Raw genomic sequence first — 23,700 nt, 5'->3', positions numbered from 1 at the left:
TCGTGGCCGAGAATCTGACGATATTCGAACTTGAGCGTTATGCCCTGGAGGATGGTCCCGGCATCAGGACGGTCGTCTTTTTTAAGGGATGCAATCTGCATTGCCTCTGGTGTCAGAACCCTGAGTCTCAGCAACGTCGGCCTCAGGTTCTTTACTACCGAAAACAGTGTGTCGGTTGTGGAAAGTGTGTTGAGGCCTGCCCTGCCGGGGCAATAGATACTGCTTCTGACCTTGGTTTTGTGACGATTCACGACCGCTGCACGCTTTGTGCCAGCTGTGTGGATGCCTGCTTTTATAATGCAAGGCGAATTGCCGGCGAAGTTCGAAGCTCCGAGGATATTATGCGGGAGATCATGAAAGACCAAAGCTTTTATGAGAATTCCGGTGGTGGAGTCACCTTTTCCGGTGGAGAGCCCTTATTGCAAATCGAAGGTCTTGTCGATCTTGCCTCCCGTTGCCGCTCCGAGGAAATCCATACGGCGTTGGAAACGGCTGGTAGCGTCCCTTGGGACCGCTTCGAGCGTATTCTTCCCTATATGAATCTGATCTATTTTGATGTGAAGCATATCGATCCTCTGGTTCATGAACGTGTTGTCGGTGCGCCGAACGGTGTTATTCTGAATAATCTGCTCCGGCTGAGTCGTGAATTTGAGCCTGTCATTGTCCGAATCCCTGTCATTCCGGGGATAAATGATTCGCCTGAGGTAATAGGAGATATCTGCTCCTTTCTTTCCACCCGAACGAGGGTGCGGAAGGTGGAACTTCTGCCTTTTCACCGATTGGGATCGGGAAAATATGCGGCCCTCGGCCGTGAGGATTCCATGGAGGGCGTTCCGAGTTTGGATAAGGCTGCCTGCCTTCCTCTTGCCGGACTTGGTAAGAGGTTTGGTCTTGATATCACCGTAGGTGCGGGGCATTGATGAAGGGGCTTGCCCTTTCAAAACTTTTTTATCACGATCGGGTTTTGCCCTCATTCCGGGAACATTTCCCCGATGATGTTTCCTCCATGGCCTTTGGATTGGTTGGGCATGGATCCGAATGTTACGGTTTTGACGACGAGTTCTCCCGCGATCACGATTGGGGTGCGCGTCTCTGCCTTTGGCTTCCCGCACGAACTCCAGAGGAGAAAATCCATGCTATGGAAAAGCTCTATCGCAGTCTTGAGGGGCCTTTCGGTGGTTTTGGGGCGGTGCAGCGTTTTGATCCCGCTGTGGGCAGGGATGGTGTCATGACTGTGCCCTTCTTTTTTGAACACCTGATAGGCAGGGTGTCCCCTCCGGAAACGATCAAGGAGTGGATGGCAATGCGGGAAGAAGGGCTCTCTCTTGCCACCAATGGTGATGTTTTCTTCGATGGTGCAGGAGAAATAGGTGCTCTTCGGGAGAGTCTGAACCATTATTATCCCAGGGATCTATGGTTGAAAAAGATCGCTTCCCGCTGTTTTGCCTTTAGCCAGTACGGGCAATACAATCTGCCAAGGGCACTCCTTCGGTCCGATATGCCATTGCTCCAATATACACGGGCCTCTGCGCTTGAGGAGGCCGCCGCCCTCTATTTTTTACTTCGTCGTCGTTACCGGCCCTACTATAAATGGCTCTTCCATGCACTTTCCCAGGAAGGGACGGAAGGGAAGCTTCTTGCACGGTATATTAACATGGCCGCCGCGCTTTCCGATCCGGGAACGCTCAAGGAGTCTATCGAGGCCATCGCCCGATTCATGGTTGCCCAATTGGAGGAGCGGGGATTTTCTTTTGCCTGCGGAGCCTTTTTACAGGAGTACGGTTTTCGCATAACCGAAATGATTGAAACCCCCTGGTTACGGAGCGGGGCGCAGATCATTGAGTAAGGAGTTGCTTATGGATCAAGCCCGAAAACGTATTATTGCAGAAATTCTTGATCGGGAAGTTGACATGTTTTTACGAGTTCCCGCACGGCAAGAGCCTTCTTGCAGGGCCCATCTTGATGACATGCAGTTGCATAGGCGGGGACAATTTTCTGTCTGGTCGCTTTCCTGTTGTGAGAGCTATCTTCAGGACCTTCGGCAGGCGGAGGAGGAGGGAAGAAATCTTATGACGATAAAGTATGCTAGAATGGAAGGCCTCATCCCTCCGGTAAGCCAGAGCAAGCGGATCCCCGAGATTGTTTCCAGATTTGTAGGTTGGCAACGCGAGATGCTCTCCCGTTATCCGAATATCATGCGAGGCAGCCGCGATATCGATGATTTTGCAAATTACCTTAGATGCGAATTGGAGACCTATTCCGATGCCACTCTTGAACTACTTTGGAAGGATGTCGACTCTTCTTCACGGGAAAAGCAAAATATGTCAAAGGCGATCTATGAATTCCTGGCCCTCCAGTCGGGCTACACAAATATCGACGAGATGGAAAAACGGCTTGGAAAATCGTAGTACTGCAATCGATTTCATATTTTTTTGTCGTTATCTTGAAAGAAAATGTAAACTTTCTACCATAAAATGATAATAAATGAGAATTTTGTCGGCAAAATTGTAGTTTTTTCTTGACATGTGTCTATGCTATGATAGACTTTTATCAGAAATGAAATCGATTTCAGTATTTTCATGCGTCGTTGACGCATCAGGAAAATGTCAAGGAGGAGTTATGTCTAAAAAACTACTGGTTCTGGTATTGACCGCCATGCTTATCCCTGCAGGTTTTCTCTTCAGTGCGGGTCAGCAGGATGGAGGCAAGGCTTCCAATTTAATGGTGATTATTACCCCCGACAAAGACAACACCTTTTTCACTGCTGAGGCCGATGCTGCAAAGGCGAAGGCCGAGTCTCTCGGTTACACAACACTTTTGGCCGTCCATGGTGATGATCCCAAGAAGGAAGGCGATATTATCGATACGGCAATTGCAAGAAAGGCCGTCGCGATCATCATTGATGTCGCAAATGCCGATGCTTCCCCGAACAATTTGAAGCGGGCTACGGATGCGGGAATTCCCGTTTTCTGCATGGACCGGGAGATTAATGCCACCGGGATTGCCAAGGCTCAATTGATTTCCAACAACTTCCAGGGAGCAAAACTTGGCGGCGAATATTTCGTCCAGGTTATGGGGGAAAAAGGAAATTATGTCGAACTGGTCGGTAAGGAATCAGACACCAATGCCGGTGTTCGTTCAAAAGGCTTTCACAATATTATTGATCAATATCCCGACATGAAAATGGTTGCCAGGCAGACAGCAAACTGGAGTCAGACCGAAGGTTATTCGGTCATAGAATCGGTTCTTCAGGCAAATCCCGAGGTTAACGGCATTATCTGTGGAAACGACACTATGGCCCTCGGCGCGCAAGCTGCCATTGATGCCGCCGGTAGAAGCGACATCATCGTTATTGGATTCGACGGAAACGATAACGTACTCGATTCCATTATGGAAGGAAAAATCGAAGGGACAGTCATGCAGCCGAATGCCAAGAATGCGGAAATGGCGGTGGAACTTGCCGACACCTACATTAAAACCGGGTCGACAGGCCTTGATGAAGAGAAAATACTGAACGACTGTTTCTTGATTACCAAGGAAAATGCCAGTCAGTGGCGCGGTTTCCGCAAAAAATAGCGAAATCGTCTTTCCGATCTTGATTTTGGGGCCCGGACCTATTCCTTTCCGGGCCCTTCCATACACAACTGTTTTACGAATCTGGAGTGGACATGATGATGAGAGAAAGGACATTGTGCTCTTTCGTAATGCTGCTTATTGGAATAGCCGTTCTGTTGAGTGGGTGTACGATAAAAAGAATCAGTGAGCTCAATGAGCAGCAAGGCGATGAATACTCGACATGGACGAAAAGTGGAAAAGCCTTTGATCCTGTTGCGTATGTTGATTCAATATGGGATACAAAGCTGATTCCCGCCTTTAAAGAAGAATCTTGTGATTTTGAAACACTGCTTGCCGCACTTAAGAAGGACCCTGATACGGCCACCCAAGAATACGGGCTCATGAGCAAGGCCGGCGGCATGGGGGTTACCTTTAAGATAAAAGGCAGTGCCAGGGTTGTTTCCTATGATGATTCGTCCCGGAACGGATTGCTGTTGCTCGATACCCCGCCTTACGAGGGAACGGTCGATGCCAAAATGCAGGTGGGCCCTGTGATTAGAAATACGGCTATTCGTGATTCTGTTTCTTTTATTCGCTTTACCGAGGTAGGGAATCAGCTTCAGTTTGCCAGTCTGGCCGACGAATTGAATGCACGAATGAAAAAAGAAGCGATAGAACCGCTTGATCTTTCTTCAATAGCGGGTAAAGAGATCAACTACTATGGCGCCTTCAAGTTGGAGGATGGTGATTCTTTGGATGATGTTGTCATAACACCGGTAATCATCGAGCCGACTGTTGCGGGTGGAGAGTAGTATGGCAGAAGAACAAAGCGAAGTGGTGTTGGAGGCTCGTAACATTACGAAGGTGTTCCCCGGGACCCGGGCCCTGCAGGGCGTTGATTTTAAGGTCTATAAGGGGAAAATCAATGTTCTTGTCGGGGAAAACGGTGCCGGGAAATCGACGCTGATGAAGATTCTTGCGGGAATCGAAGAGGCGACAAGTGGGACGATCTGTCTTTTCGACAACGAGGGAACGCCCCATGAGGTGACTCTTTCATCGGCACGGGATGCTGCGGGGAAAGGGATCGGTATTGTTCATCAGGAATTGAACCTTTTTACCAATCTCAACGTTGCCGAGAACATCTTTATGAACAAGGAACTGAGTAGGCACCGCAACCTATACATCGATCACCAGGAACAGGTCGAACGTTCCCGGACGATTCTCAAACGGCTTGGGCAGGATATCAATCCTGAAACTTTGGTAAGAGATTTGCGGCTTGGACAGCAGCAGATTGTCGAGATTGCCAAGACCATGATAGATGAGCCCAAGATCCTGATCATGGACGAACCTACTTCTTCCCTGAGCATCCAGGAGGTCCAGGTCCTTTTCAATGTCATAGCGGACCTGAAGGCTCAGGGAGTGGGTATTATCTATATCAGCCATCGATTGGAAGAAATTCGGGAAATCGGCGATTACATCACTATTCTGCGGGATTCCAGACTTGTTGATTGCGGCCTCGTTGCCGAGATGGAGATGGCCGATATCATTCGGAAGATGGTCGGCCGTGATCCGAAGAAATTTTTCAGCGGACAAGCACACGAAGCAGGAAAAGAGCTTTTGTCGGTGAAGCATATGACCCTACCCCGGTTCGGGGGAGGGTATACATTTCAAGATGTTTCCCTCTCTGTACGCGAAGGTGAAATCCTCGGCATATACGGTCTCATGGGGGCTGGGAGAACCGAGCTATTGGAAACCATGATGGGCCTTTACGATAAGGCCTCCGGTGAAATTACCTTGGAAGGACAACGGCTCGATACCATGGACACGAAGGAAAGGATTGAGCACGGGCTTGTCCTGATTCCGGAGGAGCGACAGAGGGAAGGACTCTTTTTAAATCTTTCGGTGGAGAAAAACCTCACGATGGCAAGTATTGCCCGGTATCTGAAGCTTTGGCAGATCAATGTGAAGGTGGAAATGAAACGTGTTGCCGAGATGATTAAAGAGATGGTCATCAAGGTCTCGTCTCCGTCGATTTCAATAAATGCTCTAAGCGGAGGAAACCAGCAGAAGGTGGTCATCGGAAAGGCTCTTTTGACAAAGCCGAAGGTTCTTCTGATGGATGAACCGACGCGAGGAATAGATGTCGGCGCAAAGTCCGACGTCTTCGAGATCATGAATAAAATGGCAAAGGGCAAATTCGGTATTGTATTTGTATCATCGGAACTCGAAGAAATTTTTTCCATGTCGGATCGCATTATTGTGCTTTCAAAAGGAAAGATAACCGGCGAGTTCGACCGCTCCGAAGCGACGGAAGAAAAGATTAGAAAGGCTTCGGAGATTGGTCATGGAATCACCGCGTCAGCGTAGCACAGGGAGGTTGAAAAAGCGTTTTATGACAGCTTTAGCTAATAAAAAACCGGGGACCGGTTTTTCCATTGGGATGTTGGTATTGAAACTGAGGACTTTAATCGCTTTTCTTGCGGTACTGATAGTCTTCTCTTTTATTGCTCCGAATTTTCTTTCGATTACCAATTTGATTGCCATGGCGAAACATTCCGCCATATGGGCGATCCTTGCGGTGGGAATGACCTACGTTATCATCGGCGGGGGAATCGACCTTTCGATAGGCTCCATCGTGGGGCTTTGTGGAATGATCGCCGGCGGTTTGATTGCCGAAGGTCTCCGGCTTCCGCTATTCGGGATCGTGATCTATTTCAACGTTCCCATGATTATTCTGATTGTTCTGCTTATTGGTGTATTGCTTGGCGCTATTAATGGTTTGATCATCACTAAGCTTGGAGTTGCGCCATTTATCGCTACCTTGGGAATGCTTTACATGGGAAGAGGTTTCGCCATGCTTCGCTCCGGCGGAAAGACCTTTCCCAATCTTATCGGGAATCCCGCTCTCGGTAATACAGGCTTTCCTATTCTCGGGGCGGGAACCATTTTAGGTATTCCTCTTGTCGTTTGGATCGCTGCCGTCATAGCCATCGTCGCTGCTTATGTATCCCAGAAAACCCCATTCGGGCGTCATATCTATGCTGTCGGCGGAAATGAAGATGCCGCAGTCCTGTCGGGAATTCGAGTCAAACGGCTGAAAATGGCCATTTTCATGTTTTCCGGTTTTACCGCGGCCCTTACGGGACTTGTCCTTGCATCTCAGCTTGTGGCCTCCCACCCGGCGACCGGCGAGGCTTACGAGATGACAGCTATAGCGGCAGTTGTCTTGGGCGGAGCTTCTTTAAATGGGGGGCGAGGATCCATCGGCGGTACCATTATCGGTGCCCTTATCCTCGGAGTATTGAACGACGGATTGGTCATGATCGGTGTCTCTTCCTTCTGGCAAACCGCCATCAAGGGAATGGTCTTGGTCCTTGCCGTAGTTATTGATCAGTATCAATTGAGAAAACAGAATGAGGCCGCATTACATCAACAGCAGGCGGACGAAAAGGGTCCTGAGAAAGTAAGTGCCTAGAACATCTTTCCTGTTCGGTTGATGCTGTTTGACCGAACAGGAACTTACTTGAATTCTTCTGCCAAGACTGAAAAAGAAATTAGAAGATGCCTTGGAAAGCGAATAAAAAACTCTAAAAAGGGATCCTTCGGGTGAGGTGACTTTTCATCGCCTTTCGCGTTATGTTTTGTATACGTCCGACAAGCCGAAGGAGTGCCCTACCATGCAACAGTATCTCTCGCAGCAGAAACAAAACCTTACCGAAGAAATTCGGCGTGCCTGCCGCCGGGAAGCTGCGGCTATGGAACAGAAAAATCCTCAGGCCTCCGATCTTTTTACCCTACTTGCCGATTTCTCTACCCGAGGGAAAATGATTCGGGGTTCTCTTGTCTCCTTAGGGGCAGGGCTGGTCGCCGGTGATGCCCCTCCTGCCGCACTTCCCCTCGGGGCGGCCATGGAACTTTTTCAGTCGGCGCTCCTTATCCACGACGATATCATGGACAGAGATACGATGAGACGTGGTCAATCAACCGTACATCATTATTATGCCCTTGAGGCTGCAAAATATGGAACAGATGATGCCGCCCGCCTCGGTGAGAGTCTTGGTATCTGTGCCGGAGACGTTGCGATTTTCCTAGCCTTTTCTCTTGTCAACGAAGCAGGCCGTATTGCCGGCAACCGCCATGAACTTGTGGGACTCTTCAGCCGTGAGATGAGCATCGTGGGAACGGCTCAGATGAGCGACGTTGCATGGAGCGACGGATGGGGGGATCCGAACCTTGCGGAGGTCATCAGCCTGTATCGCTATAAAACAGGTCGCTATACCTTCTCCCTTCCCCTTTCCGCAGGGGCCCTTATCGCCGGTGCCGATAGGCGTTTTCGAGATCTATTGGAGGCGTACGGGGAACTTTTGGGAATCTTGTTTCAGATTCGTGATGATGAATTGGGGCTCTTCGGCGAGAGCGAAGAGGTCGGTAAACCAATCGGATCTGATATAGCGGAAGGGAAAAAGACGTTATTTTACCTTATGCTAAAAAAGGCGGCTGAAGGAGAGGCCTTATCGGTGCTGGAACGTATCTACGGCAAGGGAACGGCCGGTATTGATGAAGTGCGGCAAATTCGAAAGATAGCCGTGAGCACCGGAGTCCTCTCTTCTGTGGAAACAATGATGGATGATTACAAGCGGAAGGCTGAAGCCGTTCTTGATCAGATACTCTCTCTCGGCATAGGCCGTGAGCCGTGGAGCGGCTATCTCCGACAGCTCCTCGACTACGTCTGCCGAAGGAACAGTTGAGTGAAAACTATTCTTCCTGCCGTTCGGCAGGGTAGGGATTGATCTTATCGTACCTTGCATCACCGCTGCGATAGCTTCCGTTTTTGTGATAGATCCGGACCTCGAAGTGGAGATGAGGACCGGTCGACCTCCCCGTATTTCCGATATGCGCGATTAATGTATCGGCTTCAACCTTGGTACCGAGGGCCATGGTTGGTTTTTCATCGAGATGGGCATAGTAGCTGCACCAGCGTTCGGCATCCGGATACAGCGCCTTTACTTCATCCGAAATCCCATGATTGATCTCAATGTACCAGCCGTAACCGTCATCCCAGCCTGTATCACATATCGCCCCGGGGGCGACGGCGACGACGTCACCGGGAGGGTTGCCTTCCCGTATGATCTCTCCTGCATGGCTGACATAAGCAATGTTGCTCACATTTATGATGTCGACGGCGAAATGAGGACTCGAACCTCCCGTTCCCAGAGGGTTTTCCCTGCGGTCCATGTAGCCGTCGGTTATTCGAAAGCCTCTGCCGTCGTTGTTTTCTCCATCCACACGAACAGGGTAAAGCATTCCGGGAATTGCCGGGGTAAAAGAGGCCAGGGGGATGACGGATTGCCGGTTTGTGGCAAGGAATATCCGCGCCTGGTACTCTTCGGTCGGCAGTCTGCTCATTTCGTACATAATTTCGCTGTAGGTAGTGCTTTGAAGAATATTGTCGGCAATGAGTCTGTATGCACGCTTTCTTGCCGGTGTGTAACGGGTAAGCTCTTCTGCCAATCTTTGAACATTAAGGTAAGCGTTCCGTTTATCGAATTCAAAATTTTTCCGGTTCTTTTCCACATCGTTGATCAAACCGAGGATTTCATCTTCGGTATCATCAAGGAAACTCTTTACCTGATCATCGATATTTGCCGTATATGCCTTTACCGATTTGTTCATTTCGCTTTCTATCGAGCCGATCTTCAGGGCATAGAGCCCCAGTATGGTACCTATACCGACGGCTATCAGGAGCACCGCCACCAGGGCGGAATGCTTTGTGAGAAAGCGGATGGACTTCGGATAGAGTCCGTTTCTCTTTAGTTCATAGTCGGAAGGAAGTTCGACTCCGAGGTTTCTGGCGGCCCGTTCGGCGGTTTCGACAAGATACATTCCCTCGCTGGCTTCCACTGCCGAAACCGTATCGTTTCGTCGTACAAGATCGGCGAGGTCCTGGCCTATGCTTCGATAGAATACCGGTTTTCCGAGTTTCTCCATGCCCGCAACATACCATTTTTCTTCTTTACGAAAGGTCCATGAGCGGAAAATGACATTTCCCCTGGTTTTTGTGGACACAAGTTCCTGGAGTAAAAGCTCCTTTGGATTGATCCTCACCATGCTGAGGGTATAGGTACCTGGTATAAGGCCGTTGACTTGGCATTTTACGGGCTTTGAGGAGGAAGCCCGGTCGGTGCCAAGCCGTGCAAGAAGAGTATGAATGATCTGTTCGGTCAAGAGTTCCAGTCGTTCTTCCATTTACCGCTTCGAATAACGCCCTTTCATAGGTTAACAGTAGTCGGATTAATATAAAGTGGCGGGTGTTTATAATCAAACCATAATACGAAAAAAGGCCTTTCTTCAAGGCGTCGATGGGGCCATACTTAGAATCATGATACAAAATGAACGCTTATTTGTTCTAAAGAAGGGCGAATGCAACGAGAAAGGAGCCTATGTCCTCTACTGGATGCAGCAGAGTCAGCGTTCCGGCTATAACCATGCCCTTGAATATGCTCTCGGAGAGGCAAACAGACGTTCTCTGCCGCTTCTTGTGCTTTTTGTCGTGAGCCGGGACTATCTTGGTGCCGGTAGGAGGCATTATCGTTTTCTCTTGGAGGGAATCGAGCAGCTTGAAGTGGATTTGGCCGATCGGGGAATCGGTTTTCTTCTTAGAATAGGGGATCCTCCGGTAATTGTTGCCGAATTCGCGGCCGATGCGGCACTCGTTGTATTCGACACTGGTTATACGCGCCTTCAACGTAGCTGGCGAAAGGCTGCTGCGGCAGCTTCCTTTTGCGCCCCGGTGATGGAGGTCGAGAGTGATCTGGTCGTTCCCGTGCGGACTGCAAGTGGCAAAGAGGAGTATTCTGCTGCCACGATACGAAGAAAGATAACACCTCTCCTTTTTCGCTTCATGCAGCCCCTTAAACGGCAGTCGGCAAAGATCGATTCGACTGCTCTTGCCGGAATGGCAGATGGTCTGGATAGTAAGGCGGTCGAAGGGCTCCTGAGGTTTTCGCAACCCGAGGTTTCGCCCGTCTCCTGGATTCACGGCGGCAGCGTTGAGGCGCATCGACGTTTGGATGCGTTTATCACTTCGGGTACGTTGGAACGCTTTCACGAAGAACGGAACGATCCCTCAAAAGAAGGGCTTTCCTGCATGAGTCCTTATCTTCATTACGGGCAGATTTCCGCCCTGGAGATCGCCCTGCGTGCCTCGGAGCATCCGGGGCCGGGATGTGAAGCATTCTTAGAAGAGCTGATTATCCGCCGGGAGCTTGCCTTTAATTTTGTCTTCTATAACCGATTCTATGATAGCTTTGAGGCCCTTCCCCGATGGGCGCGGGAGGATCTTGAGGCCCACGAAGAGGACCAGAGGGAAGTTCTCTACGACGACGCCCAGCTTGAAGTGGCAAAGACGCACGATCCCTATTGGAATGCGGCCCAACGTGAGTTGGTGCATAAAGGGAAGATGCACGGCTATATGCGGATGTATTGGGGAAAGAAGATACTTGAATGGTCTGCCTCTCCCAAAGAGGCCTTTGAGCGGGCCCTGCGTCTCAACGACCGCTATTCTCTCGATGGCCGCGACCCTAACGGCTACACCGGGATCGCATGGTGCTTCGGAAAGCATGATCGTCCCTGGGCCTCGCGGCCGATATTCGGAAAGATTCGGTACATGAATGATCGCGGCCTTGAGCGCAAATTCGATATTGCTTCCTATGTAAAACAGGTGCAAAAATCGTGTGAGTAGTTGTTGTTCATGCTCAGGCCCGGCTATAATTGCATGTAGTTTGCATTGAATGAAGGAGCGCTCTATGGTCGTTTTACCCGTCAGGGGCCGGGATGAATCCTATCAGGTTCGTCCTTCGAAGATTGTGGCCCTTGGCCTTAACTATCACGAACACGTAAAAGAAAGCGTCTTTTTGACGACGAGAAAAATTCCTTTGGACATTCCCTCTGAACCGGTGCTTTTCCCAAAGACTCCCAATGTTCTGATTGCTGACGGGGAGGCCATCGTTATTCCGGCATATCTCCAGGGGTACGATTTTGAGGAGGTTCGAGTCGATTACGAGGCAGAATTAGGTTTTTTTGTCGGAAAACGATGTAAGGATGTTCCTGAAGAGAGGGCGATGGACTACATCCTTGGATATACTTGTTTCAACGATGTAAGTCAGCGTAATTTTCAGACCGAGGATAAATCGGGATGGTTCCGGGGAAAAAGTTTGGATACCTTCGGTCCTGTCGGTCCCGTAGTGGTACCCGCCTCGGATATCCCTGATCCCCAAAACCTTCATATTGAATGCAGGCTCAACGGGAAAGTGGTTCAGAGTGGAAACACATCCCAGATGATTTTTCCGATCCCGACCATCGTTGCCTTCATCAGCAGGCACTTTACCCTCGAAGAAGGTGATCTGATTATAACCGGAACCCCAAAAGGGGTCGGCAGAATCCATCATGGCGATGTGGTCGAGGTTGAGATCGAAGGAATCGGTACCCTTCGTAATCCGGTACAGGAAGAGGGGCGCTGAAAAGGGTTCTCCCCGATCGATACATCTCTGAGCATACGTTCGAACAGATTTGAAATGAAAATTCCATTACCGCGCAGTAATAATTGGACATTTTCCTTTTTTTCTGTAAAACTGTCGAATATGGAAAATAGTAAGGATGCTCTGGAAAAACTTGGTTCCGTTGTTTCGGGGAAAAAAGAGCTCCTTATTCTGACTCATACCCATCCCGATCCCGATGCCATTGCTGCTGCGGTTGCCTTGCGTCTCCTCCTTCGGGAATTATTTCATGTCGATGCAAGCATTGCCTACAGCGGAATTATCGCCAGGGCCGAAAACCGGACCATGGTGAAAAAACTCAATCTTCCCCTCAAGCAGTATAGTCGAATCAAGGCTTCACGGTATGATGGCCTTGCTCTTGTCGATTCTCAACCCGGAGCAGGGAACAATGTTCTTGATGCCTCGTCGTTTTGCGATATCGTTATCGACCACCATCCCCGTCGGGATGATACCAAAGGTGCCTTTGTTGTGATCGAACCGGAACTTGGGGCTTCTGCCACGATTCTTATCGAATGGCTTGATGCCGCCGGAGTAGATCTGTCGGCCGATATCGCCACAGCGCTTGCCTATGCCATCAGTTCTGAGACCCAGAATATGTACCGGGAGGCCGCCCGTAGAGATATTCGGGCCTACCTATCGGTCTATGTACGGGCCAGCATCAGAAAGTTGGCCGGAATTATCAATGCCAACTTGCCCCATTACTATTTTCTTCAGCTTGGGGATGCAATCAATAACGCCCTTATGTTCGGCACCATGATTACAACGCACCTGGATGAAATTCGCCACCCCGAGATTGTTGCCGAGATGGCTGATTTCCTTCTTAAGCATGAGCGGATAGGGACGGTTCTTGTTTCGGGGCGTTTTCGGAACCATCTGATCATCTCGATTCGTACCCGTAGTGAGGGGATTAATGCCGGCAGACTGATCAAGCAATTACCGCTTGACCCTGATAATGTTGGAGGGCATGATCGAACCGCCGGAGGCTTTTTCGACCTTCACGGCAAGGATCGAAAAGAGGTTGAGGAGATTAATATCACCATACGCAACGCCTTTGCCGCTCTTCTCGGTTATGAGAACCCCTCATGGCGGAAGCTCCTTGATCAGGTTCCACGTAAAAGCTGATGAGAGGCTTATCTGTCTTCCTCTGGAACAGCCCCGCTCAACTGCTTTGCAAGATCTGCAAGGCGTTTTTCATAACCTTTCGATAAGGGGCCTTGCTGTCCCTCTACCTGCAGGAAGAGAGGCTCGGTAATTCGAACCATTTCCTTGCGTTCCAAGGACCGTTCCAGTTTCTTTGTCGCTGGAACCGGGGAGAAAAAGTGGTCGAGAGCCGCACCGTGACTTACGACCAGGGCATAACGGAGATCTTTTTCTCCGATCTTTCGGAGAAATTTCTTGCTTGGCCCGACAATCTTCCGTACCCTGACAGGCGTTACAAGGACGAGGATATCTGGTTTTTCCGGAAGGGTTTCCGATTCAAGAATGGAATAAAGGCTTGTTTTAATGCCTTCCTCGTCACAACTTGCGGCAAGGGTGGACGCCGCTTTCTTACAGTTCCCAAAATAGGAACTATATGCAATTAAAATTTTCTTCGTCATGATGATACAATAGCACGTAATACCTATAGGTCTGTGAAAAAATCTTGTGAATCTGTATAATTATCGATATGGCAGGATCAATGGTACGCTATCCGGTTTCGCTTAAGGCGATCGATAAATGGAATATGGTGCTATCTACCATCCATTTTCGGGATAGCGAAAAAGGATCATGAATGCGGGGATCATGGTTCCATGGCATTTGTGTTGTGTTTATCTTCCCTAAGCTGTTTTAGCTCTTTTTCCATCCCTCTGACCATCTTATGCATATTATTGATACGAAATTCGATCGAGTTGAGAACCCAAAACTGGAAGTGATTGAATCGATGCTGGCTGTGGATCATCCAGACAATCTTAATCGAAACCAGAAGAACACTAACTTCCAGGGATATGAAAGCCGGTAGAAAGTGTGTCGTTAGTTCGAGAATAAAGAGCAATAAAATAATGGTTAGAAAGACAATATTGATAATCATGTCGGTCTTTGAGTAACTTTTTCCACCGATCTTTCCCAACATTGCGCGAATTTGGTCTCGTTCCCGGTTGTATTCGTTAATCTCACGCATAATCTCTTCACGTTTTTCTTCAAGACCTTCCAAAACATTACTGTCATCAACTTTCTTCATGACGTAAGCCTCCTTGGTATGTAATCAAGCTATACTATAAACGGAATGATATAGGAGATCAGTAAACTGCCGGCCATAACAAGGATTGCCGGTGGAATTACTGCGCCGATACTTGGGCCGAGGTTTGTTCCGTAGTGTTCATTTGTGACAATGAGACAGACGTGGACCGGGCTCATCATGGTTCCCATGAAACCAAAGGGGTAGGCCAGGGCCAGGGTTGAGAGGGTCGAAGCAAGCGTGGGGGATGGACCGAGAAGGCTGAAAACGATGGGAAAGCATGCGCCGACAAATCCCACGGAGACCCCCGTCGTCATGCCGCTGATAAAGGGTATGAGAAGGACAAGCAGACGAAGGGGCACCCCTGCAGCGGTCAGCTCCAGCCGAAGTTGCTCCATCAGCAAGGTCCCGTTAGGCAGCGGTGCCTCGATGAATGCCCCGTAGACTCGTACCACCAATACGATGAGAACCATTTGGAAGGTTCTGTGACTTAATGCGATCTTTTTCCACTCTTTGCCCGGCAGAGGAGAGATGATCTGTAGGTAGAGTATTGAGGAGAGTAACCCGATAATCATGGGCGCATACTTCGAAACGTTTCCTACTGCCGGGATAAAAACCATTATCAGGAAATAGATTACAACTACAATGATAATGGGTGCGAGTAGAGACAAGAGCGATGGGCCGTTGCTTTTCCTGCTGCTGTCTCTTTTTTCTGCCGTGAGCTCGAGGGGGCGCAGATAGAAAAAATAACCTGCCGTGATCGATATCAGAGAGAGTGGTAAACCGACAAGGAAAATTTGCCATACCTCAACATGTGCTATATCGGAGGCTAGGATAACTCCGGGATAGAGGGGCCAGGTGAACTCCCATATATGACGAAACCAATAGTTGATCTTTGTTTTTTGCATCGGGCTCAGTTCACCCGTTTCGTCGCAGTCGTCGATAAGCGGTGCGGAAAAGAGGGCACCCCCTGGCATGGGGAGAAGGCCTATCACCGCAGGTAAAGCAGCCAAGGCACCTTTCTGGCTTACCCGGGTCTTAAGACCTCCTACCAACTGCTTCATCATTCCGGTTTGGTTCATCTGATTCGAAAGGGTGATGACCAATGCAATAAGAAGCAAAAGAGCGAAATTGTCGAAACTGAGCATTCGTTTGCTTGCAATGACTCCGGCTGTTACGATGGTCTGGCCGCTCCAGAAAGCGATGAGGAGGGCACCGGCGGCAACCGATATGGCAAGGTTCCGAACGATCTTATTGAGGACAAGAATCAAGGCAAGCGAAAGAATAATCTTAAGCATAAGTGGTATGGTCATGATCAAAGAGTATAGAGGCTTACGGGCCCGAAAGAAAAGGGAATAATTCGTATGAAAATCTTATTGACGCCGGATTCCCATTGTTGTATATTCTTAATTGATAATCATTATCAATGAGGTGGAGATGGATTATTCCAGTCGTGGATATGGAAGAGGGTTCGGCAGGGGCTGTTCCCGTGCCGAGGGGCCGTTTCAACGGAAAGGGGTACGAATGACATTGACACGTCGGGTCATCATTGATGCCCTTGATCGTGCCGATGGTTACCTTTCCGCCGAAGAGCTCTTTCTCATTGTACGCGAGGAATACCCGGGAATCGGGGTTGCCACCATCTACCGAACCCTGCAGCTCCTTGAAGAGCTTTCTCTTGTCCAGCGGGTGGAGACGGGGGAGGGGCGCGCACGATACGCCATGAGCCGTGATAAAGATGCGGGGGAGGCTGGTGTCGGCAACGAGGTGGTATTGATTTGCGACCGATGCGGAAAGGTCATCCGACAGCCGAAAGCGGCCGCTCGTTGCTCCGAACTTTTCGATTCTTTGAGTCGGGAAGCGGAAGAGAACTATCGCTTTCGCACCGAACGACAGGTTTTGCAAATCCACGGGCTTTGTGCGGGATGCGCGGGTACGCCTTCGGAGAAAGGCCGATGAGTGCTCTTTTTTTTGCCAAAATTGATAATGATTATCAAGAGATATTATATGCCGGTATTACCGGAAAGGAGAAAGACAATGCCAGGAAGGGACGGACGAGGACCTATTGGTTATGGTCCACAAACAGGACGCGGATTGGGAATGTGCGGAGGAGGCTACGGCCTAGGCAGTGGTTTTGGTCGTGGAGGCTACGGTCGAAGAGGATGCGGTTACGGTCCTCATGACCGCGGAGGATATGGCTACCCGCATCCTGTTTCGAAAGAGGAACGAGAGGCTGGCCTTGCGGCCAGGGAATTGGCCTTGGAAGAGGAACTGAAATGGATTCGCAGTATGCGAAACGAAGAAGGTGAAGGGGCGAATAAGGGGGCCGAAGCATGAAAGTTGCTGTTGCCGCTGATGGAAACATGGTCTCCGGCCATTTTGGTCACTGTGAACAATTTGTAGTGGCCGATATTGCAAACGGGAGGGTGGAATCGACCACACCGGTTGCAAATCCCGGACATACTCCCGGAGCTCTTCCTCCCTTTGTCGCTTCACTTGGAGCTTCCAAGATTGTTGCCGGCGGTATGGGACCTCGGGCCATCGAGCTTTTTGAGGCAAACGGGGTTGGTTGTATCCTCGGTATTTCGGGCCCTATTTCCGATGCACTGGAAAAACTTGCAAAGGATGAACTTGAAGGCGGAGAGAGTAGCTGTACCGGTAGCCATGATCACGATTGCGATCATGAAGAGGGGAGGAGTTGAGCCTTGATTATCTGTATCACAGCATCAGGACGGGAAGAGTCGTCGCAACAGGATCCCCGCTTCGGCCGATGCGAGGCGTTTTATCTCTTTGATGATACGAAGAAAGAGGGGCGTTTTATCGATAACCCCTTTAAGAGCGCAGTCGGGGGAGCCGGTGTACGAGCCGCCGAGCTCATCGTAAAAGAGGGGGCCAGTCGCCTTGTTTCAGGACAGATCGGGCCCAATGCCTGGGATGTCCTGAAAGAGGCCGGTATTCGTGTCTTCAGTTCCAAGGAGGCGAGTGTCCGTGCCGCTCTTGATGCCTTCCTTGCGGGAAATCTTTCTGAGGTCGAGGCTCCGGGGCCGGCGGGACATAAATGACCATAGCGGTTGCCAGCGGAAAGGGAGGAACGGGAAAAACCACGATTGCAACGGCCCTGGCCATGCTTTGGCCGGAGCCTGTTGCATTGCTTGATGCCGATGTAGAGGAACCCAATTGCCGTTTTTTTCTGGATACAATGGAGGGAAAGCAGCGGGAGGTTTTCCTCCCCGTCCCTCAAATTGATGAGGCGATCTGTACCGGCTGCGGTGCCTGCAGTAGTTTTTGCCGCTATGGCGCTTTGGTACGAATAGGCAGAAAGGTCATGGCCTTTCCGAATCTTTGCCACAGCTGCGGAGCCTGTATGATGGTCTGTCCCAAAGGGGCCATCAGCGAAAAACCCTCTTTCATCGGCACCATAGATTCGGCCCAGTTCCGAGCTTTAGACGGCGGCCTTCGGACCCATCGTTGGGGGACCTTGAAGCTGGGCGCTGCTATGGCCCCTCCACTCATCAGGGAGCTGCGCAGGGAAAAAAACAAAGAGCCTCTTCAGCTGATCGATTCGCCGCCGGGGGCCAGTTGTCCGATGGCAAATGCTGTTAAAAATGCGGATCTCGTACTTATGGTTGCGGAAAATACCCCCTTTGGTGCACATGATTTGGAGAAGGCCATTTCGACTCTCGAAGAGATGGACCTCCCGGTCCTGGCTCTTATCAACCGGGCCGATCTGGGCGGAGGAGAGGCCGAAGCGGTATGCCGGCGAAAAGGTATTGATATCATTGGCCGTGTTCCCTTTGACCGAAAGGTTGCCGAATCCTATGCCCGTGGAGTACATCCGATCCTTGAGGTGCCTGCTTTTCGTCAGGCGGTAGAACAGGTTGTCGGCCATCTTATCGCTTTTTTACAAACCCGTATCGAGCAAAAAACATGAAACATGAAAAAGCAAAACGCATAGTTGTCATCAGTGGGAAGGGAGGAACCGGAAAGACCTTCTTTACTTCGGCTATCGCTTCTCTCGTTTCCGGAAGAAGTGTTTTTGCCGACTGCGACGTGGACGCGGCGAATCTTGCTCTTGCCCTTGGAGGAGCTGTTCCAGCAGCCTCAAGGAGGCAGGAAAGCTTCTTCGGTGGAGAGCGTGCAGTGGTTGATGCCGGGCTCTGTACCGGTTGCGGCAAGTGCATTTCATCTTGCAGATTTGATGCCATACACATGGAGAATTCTGTAGCGCAGGTGGATCCCGTCGGCTGCGAAGGTTGCGGAGTGTGCACCCTCGTCTGTCCCAGTTCGGCTTTTACTCTGGAGGAGGAGATAGCCGGGCAGTGGTTTGTCACAGATACTCAGGAGGGCCCTCTTATCCACGCTGAATTACAAGCCGGTGGCGAGAATTCAGGTAAATTGGTCCATCAGGTAAGAAGTGTCGCAGAGCAGGAAGCTGAACGGATCGGCGCTTCGCTTATTCTGATCGACGGTCCTCCGGGGACCGGCTGTCCTGTACTTGCCGCCGCCTCGGATACGGATGCGATACTACTTGTTACCGAGGCGACTACCACGGCTCTTCACGACCTTCAGCGGGCAGCTGAGGTTGCAAGCACTTTCGGAACCCCCATAGGTGTTCTTGTAAACAAAAGCGACCTTAATCCCGAGATTGTAAAGAAAGCCCGGATTCTGTGTGATGAAAAAGGGTATCGCTGGATTGGTGATTTCCCCTACGACCGCATGGCAGCGGAGGCTTCGGCTCGTCTTGTCGATCCCTTTTCGCTTTTGGAGGATGCGACGGCCGATAAACTTCGTGCACTGGTTGCAAATGCGCTCAACATGGTCGGTCTTGATGTGGTATCATCAGCGGTCGGTTGATAAATAAAACAAACGAAACAACAGAGTAAAGGAGACGATATGGCATTCCCTCCGTCCGAAGAACAAAAAGCGCAAAATGAGCGCTTAAAAAAACGTATGAGCGGGATCAAACATAAGGTCCTGGTTATGAGCGGCAAGGGAGGTGTCGGCAAAAGCTCGGTTTCTGCCAACCTTGCCCTTGAAATGGCATCCAGAGGTGTGAAGGTTGGGATTCTCGACACCGATCTTCACGGTCCAAATATACCGAAGATGCTTGGTGTTGATGATGCAAAACTGATTGCCTACGACGAAGGTATCGAACCCTTTGCGGTAACGAAAAATCTTGTAGCCGTCAGTCTCGCCATGGCCGGCCATGATGTCGATGCTCCCATCATCTGGCGCGGCCCGGTAAAGATAGGAGTCATTCGGCAGTTCCTTGCCGATGTCGAATGGGGAGATCTCGATCTTCTGGTCATCGACACCCCGCCTGGAACCGGAGATGAGCCTCTTACGGTTGCCCAGATGATCCCTGAACTTGACGGTGCAATCGTTGTTACGACGCCTCAAGAGGTGGCGATTTTAGACAGCCGAAAAAGTGTGAATTTCGCCAAACAGCTTAACCTTCCTCTTATCGGCATCGTTGAAAACATGAGTGGTTTTATCTGCCCGAATTGTGGTACCGAACACCAGCTTTTCGGAAGTGGGGGAGGAGAGAGGGCAGCTAAAGAGATGGGGGTGCCTTTTCTTGGAAAAATTCCCATCGATCCTCTTTTGATGAATGCGGAAGATAGTGGCCGTTCATACCTCTCTCTTCCCGATACCGGACCTGCAGCAGCAGCTCTCCGTTCCCTCGTAGACAAGACCGCCACTTTTATCGGGCTTTAGAAAAACAATACAGCCGAATCACGTTTTTTTCCTTCCGTGATTCGGCTTTTCCTGTTTGCTATTCCCCTCTGCTTTCCTTTATACTTTACCTCAACAGTTTAGATTAAAAACGCTTTGGGGGTTATCTCGATGCTGAAAAATATCAGAATGGGAGTGAAGCTCGTAGGAGCCTTTTTCATTGTTGCGCTCCTTGTGCTGGTGGTCGGGCTAGTCGGAATGATCGGTCTGCGGCGGCTGAATGTTTTTATAAGTGATATAGGCCAGGGGCGGCTTCCTGCGGTGGAGTCGCTTCTCAGGATGGAGAATGAAGTTCGGAACATTCGAGGCTCCGTTCGTACCCTTCTCAGCTCTCGATTGACGCTCGATGATCGTCAGCGACAGTACGACAATATCGATTCGGCAAGAGCCAATTACGGAGAGTATCGTGCCGTATACGAAAAATTTCCAAAAGCCAGTGAAGAGAGCCGTAAATGGACGGAAGCTACAAGGCTGCTTGGCGAACTGACCGATCTCAATGACTCCATAGTCGATTTTTCAGGAAAGGTGGAAGAATCAGGAATCATAAATCCCGATTCCTTCAAGAGTACCGTTCTGGAATTAATAAACGATCATCATGTGCTGATGGAACAGGCGATTGCCGCCATCGGTTCCAATACGGTTTTTACCGGCGGAAATGATGCGGAAAGTTGTGATTTGGGTCAGTTCTTTTTAACCTTCAAAACCGATAATCCTGTTTTGCTGCGGGTTCTAAAGGAGGCCCCCAAATACCACGATGCCTTTCATGAGGGGATTAGCGAGGTTCAGGACGCTCTGAGCCGGGGAGATCGGGATACGGCTTTTGCCCTTTATCAGGATAAAGTGGTTCGAAATGCAACAAAGCTATTTGAGTTGCTTAATCAGATGCTCGGCGAGGCAGATCGAATTGTCCATCTTTACGATGAGATGAATCTCATCGCAATGGGGGATGCTGCAAACGTTCAACGTTCTTTTGTTGATGCCCTCGGCTGGGTCGTTTCGTATAACAGCGACCTTGCTGCGAATACGGTCGATCAAGCCATATTGAACAGCGGTCAGGCAATTCGTTTTACCATCATCGGCATGGTGGTTGCCACCCTTCTTGCTCTCATTCTCGGCCTCGGCCTTACTCAGGCGATTACCGTCCCCATGCGGCTTGGAGTAAATTTTGCCAAGGCCATCAGCCTTGGAGACCTCAGCATCGAGCTGTCGATACGCCAGAAAGATGAGGTCGGCCAGTTGGCTGAGGCCATGCGGGAGATGCAGATGGCCCTTCAGGATAAGGCGAGGGTGCTTGAACGCATTGCGGATGGGGACCTGTCGGTAGATGTTAAAAAGGCTTCGGAAAAGGATGGCTTGGGAGAATCAATGCTCCGCATGAAAAAGAGCCTGAACGATTTGCTTGGCCAGGTTCATATGGCCGTTGAGCAGGTAACTGCGGGAGCGGACCAGGTAAGTCAGGCAAGTCAAAGTCTTAGCCAGGGAGCAACCGAACAGGCCAGCAGTCTTGAAGAGGTCTCGTCAAGTGCTACCGAGATCAATAGCCAAGCTCGTCAGAATGCGGAGAATGCTACCGAAGCGAACGCTTTGGCAAAGAAAGCCGCGTCTGATGCAAAGAACGGTAACAGCCAGATGATGGACTTGAAGGAAGCGATGGCCAAGATCAACGTCTCCAGCGATCAGATCAAAAAGGTTGTGAAGGTAATAGACGATATCGCATTCCAGATCAATTTGCTTGCTCTTAATGCCAATGTCGAGGCTGCCCGTGCCGGTAAGTACGGCAAGGGGTTTGCCGTTGTTGCAGAAGAGGTTCGAAATCTTGCGGTCCGCAGTGCAAGTGCGGTTCAGGAAACTACTTCCATGGTTGAGGAATCGATACGGAATATCGAACTTGGTAATGCGGCAGTCGGGACAACAGCCGGCCAGCTTGAATCTATTGTCGACGGGGCTGGGAAGGTTGCCGATTTTCTCGAAGAGATTGCGACCGCAAGTCGTGAGCAGGCTCAGGCGATTGATCAAATTTCAGAAGGATTGGATCAGATTGATCAGGTTACCCAGAGTAATACGGCTAGTGCCGAGGAGAGTGCCTCGGCTTCCGAGGAACTTGCCGGACAGGCTCAGCAGCTGCAGGGTCTTATTCGTCAGTTCATTCTCGACGACCGGTATGTCTCGGGTTTGCGTTCTTCCGGAAGCCGTTCCCTCCCCGCTCCCGGAGGACGTCGTGTCCCTCGTCCCTTAAAGGAGCGGACTGTAAAAGAGCATCCACGGGAAGAGTTTGAAACAGGTATCGCACCGGTAAGTCCCGAGGATGTCATCAAACTGGACGATGATGATTTCGATCGGTTTTGAAGGAGAAGAGGATGAGCGATCAAGTTTCTGGATCCGGAGATGTCATGATTGATGAAGAAGACGATATTGTTGCGAATAAGTATCTTCTCTCCAAGATAGGGAACGAACTCTACGGAATAGATATTCGCTTTGTCACCGACATCATTGAGATGCAAAAAATCACCGAAGTACCTGATATGGAAGAGTATGTCCGGGGAGTGATCAACCTTCGCGGCCAGGTCATTCCTGTTATCGATCTTCGCTTGCGTTTTGGTATGACTTTCCGGGAATATGATGATCGTACCTGTGTTATTATTGTTAACGTCGGGGAGAGTTCCATCGGTTTTATCGTCGACACGGTTTCCGAGGTAATCGATATTCCCGATGGGAGCATCGATCCTCCGCCTGACTATAAGAGTGAGGGTGGTACTTCCCGCCGTTTTGTTTCCGGACTTGGGAAGGTCGGAGACTCGGTAAAACTTCTTCTTGATGTGGAGGCCATTGTTTCTCATACGACATCGACATAATCGTAGCTTTTTTACTACGGAAGAGTGTATGAAAAAGTAGACACTCTTCCGTTTTAGAATTCTGTCGAACTGTTGCGGCAAGCTTACTATTTGTGTGATAAATAGTTATATAAAAAGATATTTGACTTGTCTTTTTGGCATGAAACGTGCAAAATAAAGAAAGAAGTGAAAACTATGCGTACAACATTCCAAGGCGATACCGAAAAGATACGAACGGAAATTATCCGAAAAAGTATTCATATGATGGTTGCTTTTGTCCCGGCCTTTGCAAGGATTAATATTGGTTTAACCATGGCCCTTCTGGCTGCTTCCGTTGTCGCATATTCTGTTGCCGAAATCTTGCGAGTCAATGGAAAAAAGATATTTCTGATCTCCACCATTACCGAAGCCGCCAATCGAAATCGCAACGACAGTGCCTTTGTTTTCGGGCCGGTAACCCTTGCCTTGGGGGCAATGATGACGCTTTTGCTGTATCCCTCGCAGGTTGCCGCCATTGCTGTCTATGCCCTTGCTTTTGGGGATGGTTTTAGTAGCCTTTTTGGAAGACTTTACGGACGGGTGAGGGTTCCCTTTACCGAGGGGAAGACCTTTGCCGGTAGTTTTGCTTGCCTTCTCGCGGTTTTCTTTTCATCGCTTTCGGTAAGCGGTAATATCGAACAATCCGTCTTCATCGCCATCGCCGCCACACTCCTTGAAATGTCTATTTCCGGGGATCTCGACAATCTCATACTTCCAATCGGAACCGGCTTTATTGCCTGGCTTGTCGGTGTGGGGATATAGCGCTTCT

At 49.9% G+C, this 23,700-nt stretch carries 25 protein-coding genes; 21 read left to right on the top strand and 4 right to left on the bottom strand.

Features of this window, described 5'->3' with window-relative positions; all coding sequences use genetic code 11:
- The first annotated feature begins 2 nt into the window (after positions 1-2).
- The 8 genes from F459_RS0102545 to F459_RS0102510 all read left to right on the top strand — a co-directional run bounded on the left by F459_RS0102545 (position 3) and on the right by F459_RS0102510 (position 8,303).
- Entirely contained in the window at positions 3-920 is a 918-nt protein-coding gene (locus F459_RS0102545) for a glycyl-radical enzyme activating protein (RefSeq protein WP_020611167.1), read from the top strand.
- Positions 920-1,846, top strand: coding sequence for a DUF4037 domain-containing protein (locus F459_RS0102540; protein WP_020611166.1), 927 nt, complete (start codon positions 920-922; stop codon positions 1,844-1,846). The genes F459_RS0102545 and F459_RS0102540 overlap by 1 nt, the downstream gene beginning before the upstream one ends.
- 10 nt (positions 1,847-1,856) lie before the next feature.
- Positions 1,857-2,408, top strand: coding sequence for a DUF4125 family protein (locus tag F459_RS0102535; RefSeq protein WP_020611165.1), 552 nt, complete (start codon positions 1,857-1,859; stop codon positions 2,406-2,408).
- Positions 2,409-2,619: 211 nt separating this feature from the next.
- Entirely contained in the window at positions 2,620-3,576 is a 957-nt protein-coding gene (locus tag F459_RS0102530) for a D-ribose ABC transporter substrate-binding protein (protein ID WP_020611164.1), read from the top strand.
- A 92-nt stretch (positions 3,577-3,668) separates the two neighbouring features.
- Positions 3,669-4,367 carry a DUF2291 domain-containing protein gene (locus F459_RS0102525; protein ID WP_020611163.1) on the top strand — a complete coding sequence of 233 codons (699 nt, stop codon included), beginning with the start codon at positions 3,669-3,671 and terminating at the stop codon, positions 4,365-4,367.
- 1 nt (position 4,368) lies between these two features.
- Positions 4,369-5,922 (top strand): sugar ABC transporter ATP-binding protein, encoded by a 1,554-nt coding sequence (locus F459_RS0102520; RefSeq protein ID WP_020611162.1) that lies wholly within the window; start codon positions 4,369-4,371, stop codon positions 5,920-5,922.
- Entirely contained in the window at positions 5,900-7,030 is a 1,131-nt protein-coding gene (locus F459_RS0102515) for an ABC transporter permease (protein ID WP_154651602.1), read from the top strand. The genes F459_RS0102520 and F459_RS0102515 overlap by 23 nt, the downstream gene beginning before the upstream one ends.
- 202 nt (positions 7,031-7,232) lie before the next feature.
- On the top strand, positions 7,233-8,303 hold the full coding sequence (locus tag F459_RS0102510) for a polyprenyl synthetase family protein (RefSeq protein ID WP_020611160.1): 1,071 nt from the start codon (positions 7,233-7,235) through the stop codon (positions 8,301-8,303).
- Between the two features lie 7 nt (positions 8,304-8,310).
- Here the strand turns inward: F459_RS0102510 and F459_RS23140 are convergent, their stop codons facing one another.
- The gene (locus F459_RS23140; protein WP_020611159.1) at positions 8,311-9,801 is read right to left on the bottom strand and encodes a M23 family metallopeptidase; all 1,491 of its coding nucleotides are present in this window, start codon (positions 9,799-9,801) and stop codon (positions 8,311-8,313) included.
- A 133-nt stretch (positions 9,802-9,934) separates the two neighbouring features.
- Here F459_RS23140 and F459_RS0102500 point away from each other — a divergent pair, with 133 nt between their 5' ends.
- The 3 genes from F459_RS0102500 to F459_RS0102490 all read left to right on the top strand — a co-directional run bounded on the left by F459_RS0102500 (position 9,935) and on the right by F459_RS0102490 (position 13,232).
- A complete protein-coding gene (locus tag F459_RS0102500; RefSeq protein ID WP_026294852.1) occupies positions 9,935-11,296 on the top strand; it encodes a deoxyribodipyrimidine photo-lyase in 1,362 nt (453 codons plus the stop codon).
- A gap of 64 nt (positions 11,297-11,360) precedes the next feature.
- Entirely contained in the window at positions 11,361-12,074 is a 714-nt protein-coding gene (locus F459_RS0102495; protein WP_020611157.1) for a fumarylacetoacetate hydrolase family protein, read from the top strand.
- A gap of 120 nt (positions 12,075-12,194) precedes the next feature.
- Positions 12,195-13,232, top strand: a complete 1,038-nt coding sequence (locus F459_RS0102490) for a DHH family phosphoesterase (protein WP_020611156.1) — start codon at positions 12,195-12,197, stop codon at positions 13,230-13,232.
- Positions 13,233-13,240: 8 nt separating this feature from the next.
- On the opposite strand, the gene F459_RS0102485 is transcribed toward F459_RS0102490, so the two are convergent.
- From F459_RS0102485 to F459_RS0102475, 3 genes are all read right to left on the bottom strand, one after another.
- The gene (locus F459_RS0102485; RefSeq protein WP_020611155.1) at positions 13,241-13,708 is read right to left on the bottom strand and encodes a flavodoxin family protein; all 468 of its coding nucleotides are present in this window, start codon (positions 13,706-13,708) and stop codon (positions 13,241-13,243) included.
- A gap of 182 nt (positions 13,709-13,890) precedes the next feature.
- Complete coding sequence (locus tag F459_RS0102480) at positions 13,891-14,328, bottom strand: hypothetical protein (RefSeq protein ID WP_020611154.1); 438 nt, start codon at positions 14,326-14,328, stop codon at positions 13,891-13,893.
- A gap of 29 nt (positions 14,329-14,357) precedes the next feature.
- Positions 14,358-15,638 (bottom strand): DUF401 family protein, encoded by a 1,281-nt coding sequence (locus F459_RS0102475; protein ID WP_033301109.1) that lies wholly within the window; start codon positions 15,636-15,638, stop codon positions 14,358-14,360.
- Positions 15,639-15,762: 124 nt separating this feature from the next.
- Between F459_RS0102475 and F459_RS0102470 the strand changes: the two genes are divergently transcribed.
- The 10 genes from F459_RS0102470 (at position 15,763) to F459_RS0102425 (ending at position 23,693) form a co-directional block, all read left to right on the top strand.
- Positions 15,763-16,284 (top strand): Fur family transcriptional regulator, encoded by a 522-nt coding sequence (locus F459_RS0102470; RefSeq protein WP_020611152.1) that lies wholly within the window; start codon positions 15,763-15,765, stop codon positions 16,282-16,284.
- A gap of 78 nt (positions 16,285-16,362) precedes the next feature.
- Complete coding sequence (locus tag F459_RS0102465) at positions 16,363-16,662, top strand: DUF5320 domain-containing protein (RefSeq protein WP_020611151.1); 300 nt, start codon at positions 16,363-16,365, stop codon at positions 16,660-16,662.
- Positions 16,659-17,027 (top strand): NifB/NifX family molybdenum-iron cluster-binding protein, encoded by a 369-nt coding sequence (locus tag F459_RS0102460; RefSeq protein ID WP_020611150.1) that lies wholly within the window; start codon positions 16,659-16,661, stop codon positions 17,025-17,027. Before F459_RS0102465 ends, F459_RS0102460 begins: the two co-directional genes overlap by 4 nt.
- A gap of 3 nt (positions 17,028-17,030) precedes the next feature.
- Entirely contained in the window at positions 17,031-17,387 is a 357-nt protein-coding gene (locus tag F459_RS0102455; RefSeq protein WP_020611149.1) for a NifB/NifX family molybdenum-iron cluster-binding protein, read from the top strand.
- The gene (locus tag F459_RS0102450; RefSeq protein WP_020611148.1) at positions 17,384-18,256 is read left to right on the top strand and encodes a P-loop NTPase; all 873 of its coding nucleotides are present in this window, start codon (positions 17,384-17,386) and stop codon (positions 18,254-18,256) included. Before F459_RS0102455 ends, F459_RS0102450 begins: the two co-directional genes overlap by 4 nt.
- Positions 18,253-19,179, top strand: a complete 927-nt coding sequence (locus F459_RS0102445) for an ATP-binding protein (RefSeq protein WP_020611147.1) — start codon at positions 18,253-18,255, stop codon at positions 19,177-19,179. Before F459_RS0102450 ends, F459_RS0102445 begins: the two co-directional genes overlap by 4 nt.
- 39 nt (positions 19,180-19,218) lie before the next feature.
- On the top strand, positions 19,219-20,043 hold the full coding sequence (locus tag F459_RS0102440; protein WP_020611146.1) for an Mrp/NBP35 family ATP-binding protein: 825 nt from the start codon (positions 19,219-19,221) through the stop codon (positions 20,041-20,043).
- A gap of 129 nt (positions 20,044-20,172) precedes the next feature.
- The gene (locus tag F459_RS0102435) at positions 20,173-22,407 is read left to right on the top strand and encodes a HAMP domain-containing methyl-accepting chemotaxis protein (protein WP_020611145.1); all 2,235 of its coding nucleotides are present in this window, start codon (positions 20,173-20,175) and stop codon (positions 22,405-22,407) included.
- 11 nt (positions 22,408-22,418) lie between these two features.
- Positions 22,419-22,913 carry a chemotaxis protein CheW gene (locus F459_RS0102430; RefSeq protein ID WP_020611144.1) on the top strand — a complete coding sequence of 165 codons (495 nt, stop codon included), beginning with the start codon at positions 22,419-22,421 and terminating at the stop codon, positions 22,911-22,913.
- A 174-nt stretch (positions 22,914-23,087) separates the two neighbouring features.
- A complete protein-coding gene (locus F459_RS0102425; protein WP_020611143.1) occupies positions 23,088-23,693 on the top strand; it encodes a diacylglycerol/polyprenol kinase family protein in 606 nt (201 codons plus the stop codon).
- Positions 23,694-23,700: the final 7 nt, after the last annotated feature.

Origin of the sequence: Sediminispirochaeta bajacaliforniensis DSM 16054 (assembly GCF_000378205.1) — a bacterium.
GTDB lineage: Bacteria > Spirochaetota > Spirochaetia > DSM-16054 > Sediminispirochaetaceae > Sediminispirochaeta > Sediminispirochaeta bajacaliforniensis.
The sequence above is the reverse complement of the archived record's forward strand: the minus strand, read 5'-3'. Positions and strand labels throughout refer to the sequence as shown.